Here is a 14798-nt window from a genome sequence, read left to right as displayed (position 1 = left end):
GTTGCGTAACCCAAAGGCATAGATACCCTCTTACGGCCTCCGCCACAGGACAGACCGATGCGCTTTCTGACCCGCTCCCTGATGGGCCTCTTTCTCGCCGCCCTCACGTTCGGGCTGCTCGCCGCGGCGGGCTTCGTGGTGAAATCCGCGCTCGATGCCCGCGGGCAGGGGCCGAGCCGCCCCGCCGCCGCGCGCGAGCGGGTCTTTGCCGCGAATGTCGTGGCCCTAGACTTCACCACGCGCACGCCCGAGCTCACCGCCTATGGCGAGATCCGTGCCGCGCGCGAGCTTGAGCTGCGGGCCCCGGCGGCGGGCACGATCGCCGAGCTTTCGCCGAATTTCGAGGAGGGCGGATCGGTCTCGGCGGGGGAGCTGCTGGTGCAGCTCGACCCGGCCGAGGCGAAGGCCGCGCGCGACAGCGCCGTCGCCTCGAAGGCGGAGGCGGAATCGGCCCTTGCGCTTGCCGGGCGTAGCCTCGATCTCGCGCGCGATGACCTCGTGGCGGCCACGCGGCAGGCCGATCTGCGCCGCTCCGCGCTCGAACGTCAGCGCTCGATCGACGCGAAGGGCTTCGGCAAGCAGGCCGATACCGAGGTGGCCGAGCTGGCCGTTTCCACCGCCGATCAGGCGGTGCTGAGCCGGCGCTCGGCGCTTTCCTCGGCGGAGGCTGGGCTCGATCAGGCGAAGAACGCGCTGCGGCGCGCCGAGATCACGCTGAGCGAGGCCGAGCGCAAGCTGCGCGACACCGAGATCCGCGCCGAATTCGCCGGGCAGCTTTCGGGCATCAGCGCGGTGAAGGGGCGGGTGGTGTCGAACAACGAGATGCTCGGCACGCTGATCGACCCGGCCGCGCTCGAAGTGTCTTTCCGCGTCTCGACCGCGCAATTCGCGCGGCTGACCGATGCGCGCGGCGCGCTGATCCCGGCGCGGGCGCAGGTGCGGCTTGATCTTGGCCGCGACATGCTGACCGCCGAGGCGGTGCTGGTGCGCGCGGGCGCCGCGGTCGAGACCGGGCTGACCGGGCGGCTGCTTTTCGCGCGGCTCGAGGCGCCGGGCGCCTTCAAGCCCGGCGATTTCGTCACCGTGACGCTCGATGAGCCCGCGCTTGAAAATGTCGCGCAGGTGCCGGCCGCGGCGGTTGGTGCCGATGGTACGGTGCTGCTCCTTGGCCCCGAGGACCGACTGGCGGCGGTGCCGGTCGAGGTGCTGCACCGGCAGGGCGACTCTGTGCTGATCCGCGCCGCGGATCTTGCGAGCGGGCAGGAGATCGTGGCCGAGCGCACGCCGCTTCTGGGCGCGAGGCTGAAGCTGCGGCCGCTGCGCGCGGGCGCTGATCAGGCCGCGGCGCCGGCGACGGTGGTGCTCGATGCGGAACGGCGCGCGAAGCTCATCGCCTTTGTCGAGGGCAACAGCCGGATGCCCGCCGAGACCAAGGCGCGGATGCTCGCGCAGCTCGCCCAAGAGGCGGTGCCCGCCGATGTGGTCGCGCGGCTCGAAGAGCGGATCGGGGGCTGAGCGATGACCGATCCGCGCGAGATCCACGACGAGGCCAATGCCGCCGCCGCCGAGGCCGCGCGCGCCGAGGGCGATTTCGTGCGCCCGGACGATCCGCTGCCGCCGGCGCGCGGCATCATCGGCCTTTTCACCCGGCACCGCACGCTCGCCAATCTGCTGCTGGTCGTGATGCTCTGCATCGGGGCCGTCACCGTGCCGAAGATGCGCGCGCAGTTCTTCCCCGATTCGGTCGTGGAGGAGGTGAACGTCACCGTCACCTGGGAGGGCGCGGGGGCGGAGGATGTCGATCGCGCCATCGTGCAGGTGCTCGAACCTTCGCTGATCACGGTCGAGGGGGTCGACAGTTCCGAAAGCCGCGCGACCGAGGGCAAGGCGCTGATCACCCTCGAATTCGAGCCGGGCTGGGACATGGGCCGCGCGGTGAACGACGTCGAGCAGGCGATCGCCTCGGCGGGCGATCTGCCCGAGGCGGCCGACGACCCGGTGGTCGAGCGCGGCGTCTGGCGCGACACGGTGACCGATGTCGTCGTCACCGGGCCCTTGCCGCCCGAGCAGCTTGGCCGTCTTGCCGACGAGCTGGTGACGCGGCTTTACGCGGTGGGCGTGACGCGGACGACGGTGCTCGGCATGGCCGCGCCGCAGACGATGATCGAGGTGCCGACCGCGCAGATGATGCGCCATGACGTGACGCTGAGCCAGATCTCGGCGGTGGTTGCCGCCGAGGCCGCGACCTCGCCCGCGGGCGATGTGGCGGGGGGTGCCGCGCGGGTGCGCACCGGCGAGGAGCGGCGCTCCGCGCGCGATCTCGCGCAGCTCGTGCTGCGCACCAATGACGACGGCTCGCTTTTGCGGCTTGGCGATGTCGCGCAGATCCGGGTCGAGGGGGCGAACCGCGCGCGCGCCTATTTCGTCGGCACCGATCCGGCGATGACGATCAACGTCTCGCGCTCGGCCGCGGGCGATGCGATTGCGCTGCAGCACAAGGTCGAGAAAGTCGTCGCCGCGATGGAGCCGACGCTGCCCGCGGGCACCTCGATCGACCTGATCCGCACGCGCTCCGAACTGATCACTCAGCGGCTTGAACTCTTGATGAAGAACGGCGCGCAGGGGCTCGTCCTCGTCGTCGTGCTGCTGTTCCTGTTCCTCAATGCGCGCACCGCCTTCTGGGTGGCGATGGGGATCCCGACCGCGATGGCCGCGGCGCTGACGGTGATGTACCTCGGCGGCATGACGCTCAACATGATCTCGATCTTCGCGCTGATCCTGACCTTGGGCATCGTGGTCGACGACGCGATCGTGGTGGGGGAGCATGCCGATTTCCGCGCCCGCGAACTTGGCGAGCATCCGGTGCTCGCCGCCGAGCAGGGCGCGCGGCGGATGGCCTCGCCGGTGCTTGCCTCGACGCTGACGACGATCGTCGCCTTCGCCGGGCTCACGATCATCGGCGGCTCGATGGGGCGGATGGTGACCGACATCCCCTGGACGGTGATCGCGGTGCTTTCCGCCTCGCTGATCGAATGCTTCCTGATCCTGCCCAACCACATGAGCCATGCGCTCGCCCATACCGCGCAGGGGGCGTGGTACGACTGGCCCTCGCGCAAGGTGAATGCCGGGCTCGAGGTGGTGCGGGTGCGGCTGATGCGGCCGCTGGTGCGGGGCATCCTGCGCGCGCGCTATGCGGTGCTTGCCGGGGCGGTGGCGCTGTTCGCCTCCGCCGTCGCGCTGGTGCTGGGCGGTGCGGTGCAATGGCGCTTCTTCAATCCGCCCGAGCAAAGCTCGGTCTCGGGCGCCTTCGCGATGCTCGCCGGGGCGAAGCGCGAAGATACCGTCGCGCAGATGCAGGCGCTGCAGGCGGCGGTCGACAAGGTCGGCAAGGAATATGCGGCGGAGTTCGGCCGCAATCCGGTCGATTACGCGATCGCGCAGGTCGGCGGCGCCTCGGGGCGCTCGCTCGCCTCGGCCGACAGCAAGGACACCGATCTGCTCGGCTCGATCTCGGTCGAGCTGATCGATTCCGATTACCGCCCCTATTCCTCCGCCGATTTCGTCGCCCGTCTTCAGGCGGAGACGGCGCGGATGCCGCTGCTCGAGGAGCTTTCGTTCCGCTCCTTCCGCGCCGGGCCCTCGTCGGACGGGATCTCGGTGCAGTTCTCGGGCGCCGAGAGCCGCACGCTGAAGGAGGCGGCCGAAGACCTGAAGACGGCGCTTTCCGGCTTTCCCGAGGTCTCCGCGCTCGAGGACAATCTCGCCTATGACAAGGAGGAGCTGATCCTCGATCTCACGCCGCAGGGGGCGGCGCTCGGCTTCGACATCGACACGCTGGCGCGTGAGCTGCGCGCGCGGCTCAACGGCACCGAGGCCGCGACCTACCCCGACGGCACCCGCTCCGCCGCGATCCGGGTGGAGCTGCCCGAAAGCGAGCTCACCGCCGATTTCACCGACCGGATGCAGATGCGTACCCCCGCGGGCAAATGGGTGCCGCTGAGCGACATCGTCACCGTGCGCTCGACCACCGGTTTCTCGACGATCCGGCGCGAGGACGGGCTGCGCCTCGTCGCGGTGACCGGCGATATCGCCGAGGACAATGCCGCACGCGCCAACGAGATCCAGCGCCAGCTGCAGGAGGTGATCCTGCCGCGCATCGCCGAGGAGCGCGGCGTCGACTGGACGCTTTCGGGCGCGGCGCAGCAGGAAAAGGACTTCATGTCCGATGCGATGCTTGGCCTCGCGCTTTGTCTGATCGGGATCTACATCGTGCTCGCCTGGATCTTCGCCTCCTGGACGCGGCCGATCGTGGTGATGTCGGTGATCCCCTTCGGGCTGATCGGCGCCTTCTGGGGGCATTGGCACTGGGGGATCCCGCTTTCCATGTTCTCTGTCGTGGGGCTGATCGGGATGACCGGGATCATCATCAACGATGCGATCGTGCTGATCTCGACCGTCGACGAATATGCCGAGCGGCGCGGATTGGCGCCGGCGATCGTCGATGCGGTGGCGGACCGGTTGCGGCCGGTGATGCTGACGACGCTGACGACGGTGCTGGGCCTGGGGCCGCTGCTTTACGAGAAATCCTCCTCCGCGCTGTTCCTCAAACCGACGGTGATCACCCTCGTCTACGGGCTTGGCTTCGGCATGGTGATCGTGCTGATCGTGGTGCCTGCGGCGCTCGCGGTCGGGCAGGATTTCGGCCGCGACATCCGCGCGCTGCGGCGCGGGCTTGGCGGGCGGCATGGCGCCGCGCAGGGGCTGCGGCTTGCGCTGGGCGGGGCCATGGCGGCGCTGGCGCTGGCCTTCGCCGCGACGCTCGGGCGGGCGATCGTCGCGGGGCAGGGGGTGGGGATGGCGCTTGGCCTCTTCGTGCTGCTCGCCGCGGCGATCACGCTGATCGCGGGTCTTGTCGGCGCGCGGCTCAGCCGGGGCGCGGCGGCGGTGACGGCGGCGGAGTGATCACTCCGCCTGCGGGCAACCGTCGATCTGCACCGCGCCCGCCGCGCTCAGCACGGTGATGCGCAGATCGCCCGGGTCGAGCGCGAAGGGCTTGCCGCTTTCGGGCACGAATTCGGCGCTGGCGATCATCTGCCCGCCCTCGCGGTACGATTCCGAATCCGACACCCACATCGGCGTCGAGCGCAGCTCGAAAAGCGCGACCTCGTCCGCCGCCGGCGGCATGTCGATCGTCGCGGTGACGCGCATGCCGTCGGCGATGGGTTCGAGCGCGCAATGCGCCGCCCCGGGGCGCGGCGCGGGCTCCGCCGCCATCGCGGCGCGGATCTCGGCATCGGGCGCGCCCGGGCCGTCGAGATCGGCGTCGAGTTCAAGCTGCACCGGCACGCAGATGTCGTGACAGACCCCCATGTCGAGATCGGCATTGAGCCGCACCGGCGCCGAGGGATCGGCGGGGGTGATCTCGAGCGGCAGGATCATCTCGTCATGGTAGCCCACGGTGCGCAGCCCGTTCTGGTCGAAGACCACCGGCGCGGGCCAGATCACCTTCACCCCGGCGACGTTGTGCGAGCCGGCGAAGTCGATCCGCGGCGGCACCCCGGCATCGCCCGGCGTGCGCCAATAGGTCTTCCAGCCGGGGTCGAGGTCGATCCGGATCGCGGCGACGCGGTGCCCGTCGGGGGCTTGCCAGCCGTCGAGCAGTTCGGCCCCCTCGAGCCCGGGGGGCAGCGGGGCGGGCGCGTCCTGCGCGGCGAGCGGGGCGGCGGCGAGGAGCAGCGGGGCGAGGCAGGTGAATCGGATCATGTTTCCCGGATAGCGCCGCTTTCCCGCGCAGGCCAAGTCACAAACGCGCCAATTGCGCGCGATCGGGGGCGAGTGATGCGCGCGGGCCTTGATCGGCGGGGGCGATGCGCCCACCTTTGAAACATATCCCCGTTTCGCGAAAGGCAGATCATGGACCTGACCGGCAAACTCCTCGTCGCGATGCCCGGCATGGGCGATCCGCGCTTCGATCATTCGGTGGTGGCGATCTGCGCCCATTCGCCCGAGGGGGCGATGGGGTTGATCGTGAACAAGCCGCTGCCGGAGCCGGGGCTTGGCGATCTGCTCGAACAGCTCGGCATTCCGGTCACCGCCTCCGACCGGCCCGAGGTGACGCCGATCCTCTTCGGCGGCCCGGTCGAGACCGGGCGCGGCTTCGTGCTGCATTCGCGCGAATGGCAGGGGCGCGGCGGCGCGGGGATGCCGATCTCGACCGACATGGCGATGACCGCGACGCGCGACGTGCTCGAGGATATCGCGGCGGGCTGCGGCCCGCATCGGCGGCTGCTCGCGCTCGGCTATGCCGGCTGGGGGCCGGGGCAGCTCGAGGCGGAGATCCTCGCGAATGGCTGGCTCATCGCCGAGGGCAACGACGAGATCGCGCTCGGCGGCGAATACGGCACGAAATGGACCCGGGCGCTGGCGACGATGGGGATCGAGCCGCGCACGCTTTCGGCGACGGCGGGCCACGCCTGAGGCCGGGGAGGGGGCGCTGCCCCCTCATTTCCTTCGGAAATTCACCCCCGAGGTATTTTTGGCAAGATGAAAGCGATAGTCCTTCACCTTGCCCAAAATACCTCGGGGGAGTCTCCGCCCCCTAGCCGCGCGGGGCCGCGGCGCGGCGCAGCCGGTCGTTGATCGCGCGGCCGAGGCCGGTTTCCGGGATCGGGGCCACGGCAATCGTCGCGGCCTTTGCGGCCTGCGCCTGCCGGTCGGCCTCGCGCAGGGCGCCGAAGAGATGCGCGGCGGCCTCGACCAGATCGCCGGTGGGCGAGAGGGTGATTTCGGCGCCCGGACAGGCGGGGCCGAAGCCGATCCAGATCTCGCCCGGCTGCTTCGCCGTCGCGTTCAGTCGCACCGCAGCGCCCGGCGCGTAATGCGAGCTGAGCTGCCCCGGCGCGTTCGGTTTCTGCGCATCGCCACCGGTGGTGAGCGGCGCGCCGAGTGCGGCCTCGAGCGCTTCGGCGGGCAGGCCGCCGGGGCGCAAGAGCGTCGGCGGGTCGAGCATGACGATCGTCGATTCCACCCCCACCGCGCAGGGCCCGCCATCGACCACCGCGGCGATCTTGCCCGACAGGCCTTCGAGCACGTGATCGGCGGTCGTCGGGCTCACCTTGCCCGAGGGGTTGGCCGAGGGCGCGGCGACCGGGCCGCCATAGGCGGCGAGCAGCGCGCGGGCGACCGGATGCGCGGGCATCCGCACCGCCACCGTGTCGAGCCCGGCGGTGACCAGATCGGAGATCCCCGCCGCGGGGCGCAGCGGCAGCACCAGCGTCAGCGGCCCGGGCCAGAAGGCGGCGGCCAGCGCCTGCGCCTGCGGCGAGAAGCGCGCGACCTTTTCTGCCATCTCCATCGTCGCCACATGCACGATCAGCGGGTTGAACCGGGGCCGCCCTTTCGCGGCATAGATCCCCGCCACCGCCGTGCCCGAGCGTGCATCGCCGCCAAGCCCGTAGACCGTTTCCGTGGGGAAGGCGACAAGCTTTCCCGCGGAGAGAAGCGCGGCCGCTTCCGCAAGCCCTGCGGTGTCCGAGCCAAGACGTCGGGTCATAGCGGCTTTCCTCTTGCGTGACGTCGCGTTGTGGTTGAAGGCGCCTTCCCTTGCGGTAACTTGGCGCCGGACTTACAGGACATACGCGCGCCCTTCGTTATTGCCAAGCGCGCCAAGGAGGAAGATATGGCCTACCGCTCGCCGGTTTCGGAAATTCGCTTCATTCTCGACAAGGTCGTGCCGCTCGCACCGCTGAGCGCGACCGAACGCTTCGCGGAGGCGACCGGAGAGACGGTCGAGGCGATCCTCACCGAGGCCGGCAAACTTTGCGACGAGGTGATGGCGCCGCTGATCCGCAATGGCGATCTGACGCCGGCGAAGCTCGAGAACGGCGTGGTGCGCTCCTCGCCGGGCTTCAAGGAAGCCTATGAGCAGATCGCCGAGGGCGGCTGGGTCGGCATCGCCTCGCCCGAGGAATACGGCGGCATGGGCCTGCCGCTGACGCTCGCGATCGCGGTGAACGACATGATGTCGGGCGCGAACCTCGCGCTGCAGCTCAACCCGCTGCTGACCCAGGGCCAGATCGACGCGCTGGAACACCACGCCTCGGACGAGCTCAAGGAGCTGTACCTGCCGAAGCTGATCTCGGGCGAATGGTCGGGCACGATGAACCTGACCGAGCCGCAGGCCGGTTCCGACGTCGGCGCGCTGCGCTCCAAGGCCGAGCCGAACGGCGACGGCACCTATTCGGTCACCGGGCAGAAGATCTTCATCTCCTGGGGCGATTCGGACATGACGAAGAACGTCTGCCACCTCGTGCTCGCCCGCCTGCCCGACGGCGCGCCGGGCACGAAGGGGATCTCGCTCTTCATGGTGCCGAAATACATCCCCGACGAGAACGGTGAGCCGGGCGTGGCGAACAGCCTGAAGGTCGTCTCGCTCGAGCACAAGATGGGTCTGCACGGCTCGCCCACCTGCGTGATGAGCTTCGAGGGCGCGAAAGGCTGGATGGTCGACGGGCCGAACAAGGGCATGGCGGCGATGTTCACGATGATGAACAACGCGCGTCTGAACGTCGGCGTCGAGGGCATCGGCATCGCCGAGGGCGCCTATCAGAAGGCGCTGGCCTATGCGCAGGAGCGGGTGCAGTTCAAACCGATCATCGAGCATGCCGACGTGCGCCGGATGCTCGCCGAGATGAAGGCGGAAGTCTTTGCCGCGCGTTCGATCGCGCTCGCCTGTGCGGTGGCGATCGACCTTGGCCATGCGACCGGTGACGAGGCCTGGGCCGCGCGCGCCGCGCTGCTCACCCCGATCGCCAAGGCCTATGGCACCGACACCGGCATGTGGGTTTCCGATCAGGGCATCCAGGTGCATGGCGGCATGGGCTTCATCGAGGAAACCGGCGCGGCGCAGTATTTCCGCGACGTGCGCGTCACCGCGATCTACGAGGGCACCAACGGCATCCAGTCGATGGACCTCGTCGGGCGCAAGATGATGGACGGCGGCAAGGCCGCGTTCCGCCTGCTGCAGGAGGTCGAGGAAGACGCCAAGGCCGCGCGCGAGGCGCTGCCCGATCTCGCCGAACAGGTCTGGGAAGCGGCGGAGACGCTGCGCGAGCATACCGAGTGGATGATCGGCCAGGACATGCAGGACCGCTTCGCCGGTTCGGTGCCCTATCTCAAAGCCTTCGCCCGCGTGCTCGGCGCGCATTACCACCTGCGCGCCGCCTTTGCCGAGGGCGCCGGCTCGCGTCATGCCAAGCTCGCCGCGGTCTATATCCGCCGGCTGCTGCCGCAATTCGCGGCCGCGCTCGCCGAGGCGCGCGAAGGGGCGGCCGGGCTCTATGCGCTTTCGGTCGAAGACCTGAGCGCATGACCAAGGGGACCGAGCGGAAAGGGCTGCGCTACCCCTGGCCCGATCCGCCGGCCCCGGGCGAGACGATCGAAGTTGCGGAAGGCGTGCTCTGGCTGCGCCTTCCGCTGCCGATGGCGCTCGATCACGTCAATGCCTATGCGCTCGATGACGGCGAGGGCTGGACGCTGGTCGACCCCGGCATCGACACGCCGGCCTGTCGCGCCGCGCTGGAGGCGGCCTTTTTCGGGCCGCTGGCGGGCAAGCCCGTCACCCGCGTGCTCGTCACCCATTACCACCCCGATCACATCGGTCTCGCGGGCCTGTTGCAGGCCTGGGGCGCCGAGCTCTGGACGACACGGACCTCCTGGCTGTTCGCGCGGATGCTGCAGCTCGACGAACAGCCGGTGCCGGTCGCGGAAACGCTCGATTACTGGCGCCTTGCCGGGATGGAGCGCGACCTGCATGCGCGCCGGTCGCTCGAGCGGCCCTTCAACTTTGCCGATTGCGTGCATCCGCTGCCGCTCGGGTTCCGCAATATCGCCGAGGGCGATCTGATCGCGGCGGGTGGGCGGCGCTGGCGCGTGCGCATCGGCCACGGCCATGCGCCCGATCACGCGACGCTCTGGAGCGAGGATGACGATCTGATCCTTGGCGGCGATCAGCTTCTGCCCTCGATCTCCGCCAATCTCGGCGTCTACGCGACCGAGCCGATGGCCGATCCGGTGGCCGACTGGCTGGCAAGCTGCCGCAGCTTCCAGCCGCTTGCGCGCGACGAGCATCTCGTGCTGCCCGGCCACAAGCTGCCCTTCCGCGGGCTGCCGCTGCGGCTGCGGCAGATGATCGAGAACCATACCGGCGCGCTCGACCGGCTGCGCGGCCTGCTCGCGCAGGGGCCGAAGAGCGCCGCGCAATGTTTCCCCGCGCTTTTCAAGCGCCCGATCGGCGAGGGCGAATATGGCCTCGCCCTGGTCGAGGCGATGGCGCATCTCAACCACCTGCTCTTGCGCGACGAGGTCACGCGGGAGGTGGAGGACGGCATCTGGCTCTGGTCGCTGCGCTGAGGCGTGACAGGATGTCGCACATGCGCTACCCCTTGGTCAGGGAGATCAGGGAGGAGAGCCGATGAGCGACTATGTTCCGGGCAAGATGGACATCCGTGTCCAGGAAAAGACATTCGCGGGATTTGTGCATTTCGTGACCGTGGCAGTGGTTGTCATCCTTGCCTTTCTGGTGTTTCTCGCTCTCGCAAACGGCTGAATTCGGGCCGTAGGCTCAGGGATTCAACGTCTTAGAGAGTGAGAGGTCAGGCAGATGCGCCGACTCATCATCTGCCTGCTGTTGCCGCTCGCGCTCGCGGCCTGCGGGGCGCAACCTGTCTGGGCGCCGGACGAGGCGGTGCAGAAGGCGGCGGTGCATACCGGCAACCCGCCTTCGGTGACGCTGTTCACCGTGATCTCGACCCATACCGGGGCGGGCGGCCATTCGGCGCTGATGATCGACGGCTCGCAGCGGGTGATCTTCGACCCGGCGGGAAGCTGGTATCACCCCTGGGTGCCGGAGCGGAACGATGTCGACTATGGCATCACCGACCGGATGTACAAATTCTACATCGACTACCACGCGCGTGAGACCTGGTATGTGCGCGAGCAGCGCGTGCCGGTGACGCTGGCGCAGGCCGATGCGATGATCCATCGCGCCGAGATCAATGGCGCCGTGAACAAGGCGATGTGCGCCAACGACACCTCGGCGGTGCTGCATGACAGCCCCGGTTTCGAGAGCATCCCGCGCACCTTCTCGCCGCTGAAACTGTCGAAGGCCTTCGGCGAGCTGCCCGGCGTGGTGAGCAAGGATCACTACGACAACGACCCCGACGACAATTCCGGGGTGCTGATGATCGAGCAGGAAGAGGCCACGCACGGCACCAATCGGCCGTTCTGATCAACCGTCTTCGGCGCCGGCGTCGCGGCTTCGCGTCGCGGCCCGGATCAGCCGATCAGCCAGAGCCCGAGGTAAAGCGCCGCGAGCCCGCCGATGATCGCGGCGAGCGTGTTGCGCGTGGCGATCCCCACCGCGAGCGTCGCCCCTGCCGCGAGCAGCCGCGCCGGGTCGGGCGAGCCCCCCGTCGCCTGCGGCCAGAGCACGAGCGGCGCGACGAGGCCGGGCAGCACCGCCACGGCGGTATAGCGCAGATAGCGCAGCGCCCATTCGGGCAGCGGCTTGTTGCCGATCAGCCCGAGGAAGGAATAGCGCAGGAAGAAGGTGCCGACGCCAAGCGCGACGATGATCGCCCAGATCGCCGGGGTGCCGTAGAAATCGCGGATCATTCCATGTCTCCCGTGCCGCTGCGCGCCGTGCGGCGTGCGAGCCAGAGCTCGGTCTGCGCCCCGGCCACCATCGCCGCGACGGCCGCAACGAGCAGGCCAAGCCCCGCCGGCAGCATCGCAAGCAAGAGCGCGACCACGATCGACACCGCCGCCGCGACCAGATGCGGGACCGAGCGCAGCATCGGCGCGATCATCGCGAGAAAGGTCACCGGCACCGCGAAATCGAGCGCGAAGGCGGGCGGGATCGCCTTGCCCGCGAGCGCGCCGGCGAGGGTCGCGACATACCAGGTCGGGCAGAGTGGCGTGCAGACCCCGGCATAGAAGGCCAGCTTCTGGCGCAGGCTCTGGCGCGGCGCGCGCTCATAGTCCTGCGCGCTCACGACATAGGACTGGTCGATCATGAAATAGGCGATGAGCGCGCGCTGCCAGCGCCCCGCCTGCCCGAGATGCGGCGCGAGCGACGCGGAATACATCGCCATCCGCAGGTTCACGGCAAGCGCGGTGAGGATCACGAGGATCGTCGGCGCATGGTCGTTCATCAGCTGCAGCGCGGTGAATTGCGACGCCCCCGCGATCACCAGGATCGAGAAACCCATCACCTCGACGAGGCTCAGCCCGGCCTCGTTGCCGGCGACGCCGAAGAGCACGCCGAAGGGCACGATCACCAGAAGGAACGGCAGACCGTTGCGAAGGCCGCGCCAGTAGGCGGCGGAAGGCGGGGAGGTTTCGGGCATGGGGGCCTGCGCAGGGGCTTGAGGATTTGCGGGCAATGGGCCAGTTCTAGGGCCGCTGGGGCGCGCCGCCAAGGGCGCGATTGTATCGGGGGCAATATGCGCATCGCGGGTCTGATTCTGGCCGGGGGAGAGGGGCGTCGGATGGGCGCGGACAAGGCGCTTCTGCCGCTCGCCGGCAAGCCTTTGATTGAGCATGTGATCGAGCGGCTCGCGCCGCAGCTCGACTGTCTCGCGATCTCGGCCAATGGCGATCCGGAGCGCTTCGACGATTACGGCGTGCCGGTGCTGCCCGACCTGCCGGGCGAGGCGGGGCAGGGGCCGGTCGCCGGGCTGCGCGCCGGTCTTGCCTGGGCCGAGGAGGAGGAGGCCGACGTGCTCGTCACGGTGGCGACCGACACCCCCTTCCTGCCCGCGGATCTGGTCGAGCGGCTCGCCGCGCCCGACGATCTCGCCTATGCCACCCACGCCGGGCGGGCGCATTACACCGCCGCGCTCTGGCCGCTGACGATGGGGTTCGTCGTCGACGCGCTTTACGCCACCGGCGAGCGGCGTCTGCGTGCGTTGCTCGACGGCGCGGTCGCGGTGAAATTCCCGGGCGCCGAGGATCCTTTCGCCAATCTCAACACCGCCGAAGACCTCGCCGCCGCCGAGGCGCGGCTCGCGGCCCGGCCGGGGGCGCGCTGATGCGGCTTTCGATCCGCCACGGCGTCACCCCCGCCGAGCGGGCGCAGGCGGCGCGGCTTTACTGGCAGGCCTTCGGCGGCAAGCTCGGCCGGGTGATGGGGCCCGAGCGCAAGGCGCTCGCCTTCATCGAACGGGTGATGGACGCCGATCACGTCATCGTCGCCGCGGACGAGGCCGGCACGATCGCCGGGGTGATCGGCTATCGCACCCAGCGGAGCAGTTTCGTCGGCGGCACCCGCGCCGATCTGATCGCGGTCTACGGCCATTTCGGCGCCTTCTGGCGGGCGCTGGCGCTTTCGGTGCTGGCGCAGGATCTCGCGCCCGGGGAGATCTCGGTCGACGGGCTCGCGGTGCGCGACACGGCCCGGGGGTGCGGCCTTGGCGGCGCGCTGGTCGAGGCGCTCTGCCGCGAGGCGCAGATGCGCGGCTTCGCGCTGATGCGGCTCGATGTCGTGGGGGAGAACCTGCGCGCGCGCGCGCTTTACGACCGGCTCGGCTTTCGGGTTTCGGCGCGGGCGGACAGCCGGCTCACCGCGCTGATCTTCGGCTTCCGCTCGCGTTTCGCGATGGAGCGCGCGCTTTAGTCGAACGTGCCGGTGACGCGGCCGAGCAGCATGAAGGCGCGGGCGGTGCGCGTCTCGGCGAGTTCGGCGACCTCCTGGTCGGTGGCGTTGCGCTCGAATTCCGAGAAGGTGCGGTCGAACTGGCGCAGGAAGTGATGCGCGGCGTCGCGGAAGATCGTGTCCTGCCGCATCCGCCCCGCGGTGAGCGCAAGCGAGGAGCGGTCGCGCACGCCGCCGAGCGCGGCGATCTCGCGGCCGCGTTCCCCCTGCGCGAAGCGGCGCCAAAGCTCGGGCCGGGCGCGGTCGGGGGTGAGGTCGTCCATGAAGATCCCGTCCTGCGAGAGCAGGTTCAGCACGTCCTGCGCGGCGCGGATCAGCTTTGCCATGGTGCGGTCTTCGAGCGCGCGGCGCAGCGCCCGGAAGCCTTCCTTGTCCTCGGCATTGTCGGGGAAGTTCAGCGCGCGGATGAAATCGGCGACCGAGACCGGCGTGGCGAGCTCCTCCGCCGGGGTGCCGAGCGCGAGCACCGGCTGATCCTCGCCGGGGGCGGTTGGTTTCGGCGCGACCAGCGCCGCCTTGCGGTCGGCGGAGGGCTGGGTCGCGGTGCCGTCGCGGCGCGAGGTGAAGGTGGCGAGCGCCGATTCTGCCTGCCGCGCGGCATTGGCGACCTCGTCGAGCTTCTTCTCGAGCGACTGGCCGGCGCGGATCTGGTTCTGGTTCAGCCAGGCCGAGCGCATCGCCTCGACCGAGGCCTTCAGCGCCTGCGCCTCGGCGCGCATCTCGCGCGCGGTGCGGGCGGTGACCGCGGCGACCCAGATCATCACCACCGGCAGCACGATGCCGACCACCGTCATCACCAGCGAGGCGGCGTCGATCCCAGAGCCGCTATGCGGCACGAAAAGCCAGAACAGCGCGACGAGGCCGAGCCAGACGGCGGAAAGCAGCAGTGCCAGCCATTCCGTCGCGCTCACCCGCGCGGCCTCGGGCGCACGCGGGGAGAGGCCCGCGACCGGGGCCTTTTCCATCGGTTTCTCTGCCTTGGGCTCGCACATGCCGGTGCCCTTCGCTCAGGTTCGTCAGATGAAGCGGACGGTCAGAATCTCATAGCTGCGCTCGCCGCCCGGGGTGCGGACCTCGACGCTGT

Annotated in this window: 14 protein-coding genes; 9 read left to right on the top strand and 5 right to left on the bottom strand. The window is 69.8% G+C overall.

Going from position 1 to position 14798, the window contains the following annotated elements; all coding sequences use genetic code 11:
• Positions 1–57 precede the first annotated feature (57 nt).
• A complete protein-coding gene (locus AB7U46_RS09220) occupies positions 58–1515 on the top strand; it encodes an efflux RND transporter periplasmic adaptor subunit (RefSeq protein WP_428336667.1) in 1458 nt (485 codons plus the stop codon).
• A gap of 3 nt (positions 1516–1518) precedes the next feature.
• Positions 1519–4962, top strand: a complete 3444-nt coding sequence (locus AB7U46_RS09215) for an efflux RND transporter permease subunit (protein ID WP_428336666.1) — start codon at positions 1519–1521, stop codon at positions 4960–4962.
• Here AB7U46_RS09215 and AB7U46_RS09210 read toward each other — a convergent pair whose 3' ends face one another.
• Positions 4963–5763 carry a protein-disulfide reductase DsbD domain-containing protein gene (locus AB7U46_RS09210; RefSeq protein WP_428336665.1) on the bottom strand — a complete coding sequence of 267 codons (801 nt, stop codon included), beginning with the start codon at positions 5761–5763 and terminating at the stop codon, positions 4963–4965.
• 150 nt (positions 5764–5913) lie between these two features.
• On the opposite strand from AB7U46_RS09210, the gene AB7U46_RS09205 reads away from it, so the two are divergent.
• Positions 5914–6477: a YqgE/AlgH family protein gene (locus tag AB7U46_RS09205; protein ID WP_428336664.1), complete on the top strand. Its 564-nt coding sequence runs from the start codon at positions 5914–5916 to the stop codon at positions 6475–6477.
• Between the two features lie 121 nt (positions 6478–6598).
• Here AB7U46_RS09205 and AB7U46_RS09200 read toward each other — a convergent pair whose 3' ends face one another.
• On the bottom strand, positions 6599–7552 hold the full coding sequence (locus AB7U46_RS09200; RefSeq protein ID WP_428336663.1) for an L-threonylcarbamoyladenylate synthase: 954 nt from the start codon (positions 7550–7552) through the stop codon (positions 6599–6601).
• Positions 7553–7678: 126 nt separating this feature from the next.
• Here AB7U46_RS09200 and AB7U46_RS09195 point away from each other — a divergent pair, with 126 nt between their 5' ends.
• The 4 genes from AB7U46_RS09195 (at position 7679) to AB7U46_RS09180 (ending at position 11287) form a co-directional block, all read left to right on the top strand.
• Positions 7679–9370, top strand: coding sequence for an acyl-CoA dehydrogenase (locus AB7U46_RS09195; protein ID WP_428336662.1), 1692 nt, complete (start codon positions 7679–7681; stop codon positions 9368–9370).
• Positions 9367–10410 carry an MBL fold metallo-hydrolase gene (locus AB7U46_RS09190; protein ID WP_428336661.1) on the top strand — a complete coding sequence of 348 codons (1044 nt, stop codon included), beginning with the start codon at positions 9367–9369 and terminating at the stop codon, positions 10408–10410. The genes AB7U46_RS09195 and AB7U46_RS09190 overlap by 4 nt, the downstream gene beginning before the upstream one ends.
• 61 nt (positions 10411–10471) lie before the next feature.
• The gene (locus AB7U46_RS09185; RefSeq protein ID WP_428336660.1) at positions 10472–10606 is read left to right on the top strand and encodes an aa3-type cytochrome c oxidase subunit IV; all 135 of its coding nucleotides are present in this window, start codon (positions 10472–10474) and stop codon (positions 10604–10606) included.
• Positions 10607–10660: 54 nt separating this feature from the next.
• Complete coding sequence (locus AB7U46_RS09180; RefSeq protein ID WP_428336659.1) at positions 10661–11287, top strand: hypothetical protein; 627 nt, start codon at positions 10661–10663, stop codon at positions 11285–11287.
• Positions 11288–11334: 47 nt separating this feature from the next.
• Here the strand turns inward: AB7U46_RS09180 and AB7U46_RS09175 are convergent, their stop codons facing one another.
• Both AB7U46_RS09175 and AB7U46_RS09170 read right to left on the bottom strand, forming a co-directional pair.
• Entirely contained in the window at positions 11335–11673 is a 339-nt protein-coding gene (locus tag AB7U46_RS09175) for an AzlD domain-containing protein (protein WP_428336658.1), read from the bottom strand.
• On the bottom strand, positions 11670–12407 hold the full coding sequence (locus AB7U46_RS09170) for an AzlC family ABC transporter permease (RefSeq protein WP_428336657.1): 738 nt from the start codon (positions 12405–12407) through the stop codon (positions 11670–11672). Before AB7U46_RS09170 ends, AB7U46_RS09175 begins: the two co-directional genes overlap by 4 nt.
• A 96-nt stretch (positions 12408–12503) precedes the next feature.
• On the opposite strand from AB7U46_RS09170, the gene mobA reads away from it, so the two are divergent.
• Both mobA and AB7U46_RS09160 read left to right on the top strand, forming a co-directional pair.
• Positions 12504–13091, top strand: coding sequence for a molybdenum cofactor guanylyltransferase MobA (gene mobA / locus AB7U46_RS09165; RefSeq protein WP_428336656.1), 588 nt, complete (start codon positions 12504–12506; stop codon positions 13089–13091).
• Complete coding sequence (locus AB7U46_RS09160) at positions 13091–13675, top strand: GNAT family N-acetyltransferase (protein ID WP_428336655.1); 585 nt, start codon at positions 13091–13093, stop codon at positions 13673–13675. The genes mobA and AB7U46_RS09160 overlap by 1 nt, the downstream gene beginning before the upstream one ends.
• On the opposite strand, the gene AB7U46_RS09155 is transcribed toward AB7U46_RS09160, so the two are convergent.
• Positions 13672–14679 (bottom strand): hypothetical protein, encoded by a 1008-nt coding sequence (locus AB7U46_RS09155; RefSeq protein ID WP_428336654.1) that lies wholly within the window; start codon positions 14677–14679, stop codon positions 13672–13674. The two genes, AB7U46_RS09160 and AB7U46_RS09155, sit on opposite strands and share 4 nt — an antisense overlap.
• Positions 14680–14798: the final 119 nt, after the last annotated feature.

Origin of the sequence: Paenirhodobacter sp. (assembly GCF_050177655.1) — a bacterium.
GTDB lineage: Bacteria > Pseudomonadota > Alphaproteobacteria > Rhodobacterales > Rhodobacteraceae > Rhodobacter.
Note: the sequence above shows the minus strand (reverse complement) of the source record. Positions and strands in the feature narration are given on the sequence as shown.

Excerpts from the sequence above, each read along its gene's own strand:
- AB7U46_RS09185 (WP_428336660.1), top strand. The coding sequence starts at position 10,472 with ATGAGCGACTATGTTCCGGGCAAGATGGACATCCGTGTCCAGGAAAAG.
- AB7U46_RS09215 (WP_428336666.1), top strand. The coding sequence starts at position 1,519 with ATGACCGATCCGCGCGAGATCCACGACGAGGCCAATGCCGCCGCCGCC.
- AB7U46_RS09175 (WP_428336658.1), bottom strand. The coding sequence starts at position 11,673 with ATGATCCGCGATTTCTACGGCACCCCGGCGATCTGGGCGATCATCGTC.
- AB7U46_RS09200 (WP_428336663.1), bottom strand. The coding sequence starts at position 7,552 with ATGACCCGACGTCTTGGCTCGGACACCGCAGGGCTTGCGGAAGCGGCC.
- AB7U46_RS09210 (WP_428336665.1), bottom strand. The coding sequence starts at position 5,763 with ATGATCCGATTCACCTGCCTCGCCCCGCTGCTCCTCGCCGCCGCCCCG.
- mobA (WP_428336656.1), top strand. The coding sequence starts at position 12,504 with ATGCGCATCGCGGGTCTGATTCTGGCCGGGGGAGAGGGGCGTCGGATG.
- AB7U46_RS09170 (WP_428336657.1), bottom strand. The coding sequence starts at position 12,407 with ATGCCCGAAACCTCCCCGCCTTCCGCCGCCTACTGGCGCGGCCTTCGC.
- AB7U46_RS09205 (WP_428336664.1), top strand. The coding sequence starts at position 5,914 with ATGGACCTGACCGGCAAACTCCTCGTCGCGATGCCCGGCATGGGCGAT.
- AB7U46_RS09190 (WP_428336661.1), top strand. The coding sequence starts at position 9,367 with ATGACCAAGGGGACCGAGCGGAAAGGGCTGCGCTACCCCTGGCCCGAT.
- AB7U46_RS09180 (WP_428336659.1), top strand. The coding sequence starts at position 10,661 with ATGCGCCGACTCATCATCTGCCTGCTGTTGCCGCTCGCGCTCGCGGCC.
- AB7U46_RS09155 (WP_428336654.1), bottom strand. The coding sequence starts at position 14,679 with ATGGAAAAGGCCCCGGTCGCGGGCCTCTCCCCGCGTGCGCCCGAGGCC.
- AB7U46_RS09220 (WP_428336667.1), top strand. The coding sequence starts at position 58 with ATGCGCTTTCTGACCCGCTCCCTGATGGGCCTCTTTCTCGCCGCCCTC.
- AB7U46_RS09195 (WP_428336662.1), top strand. The coding sequence starts at position 7,679 with ATGGCCTACCGCTCGCCGGTTTCGGAAATTCGCTTCATTCTCGACAAG.
- AB7U46_RS09160 (WP_428336655.1), top strand. The coding sequence starts at position 13,091 with ATGCGGCTTTCGATCCGCCACGGCGTCACCCCCGCCGAGCGGGCGCAG.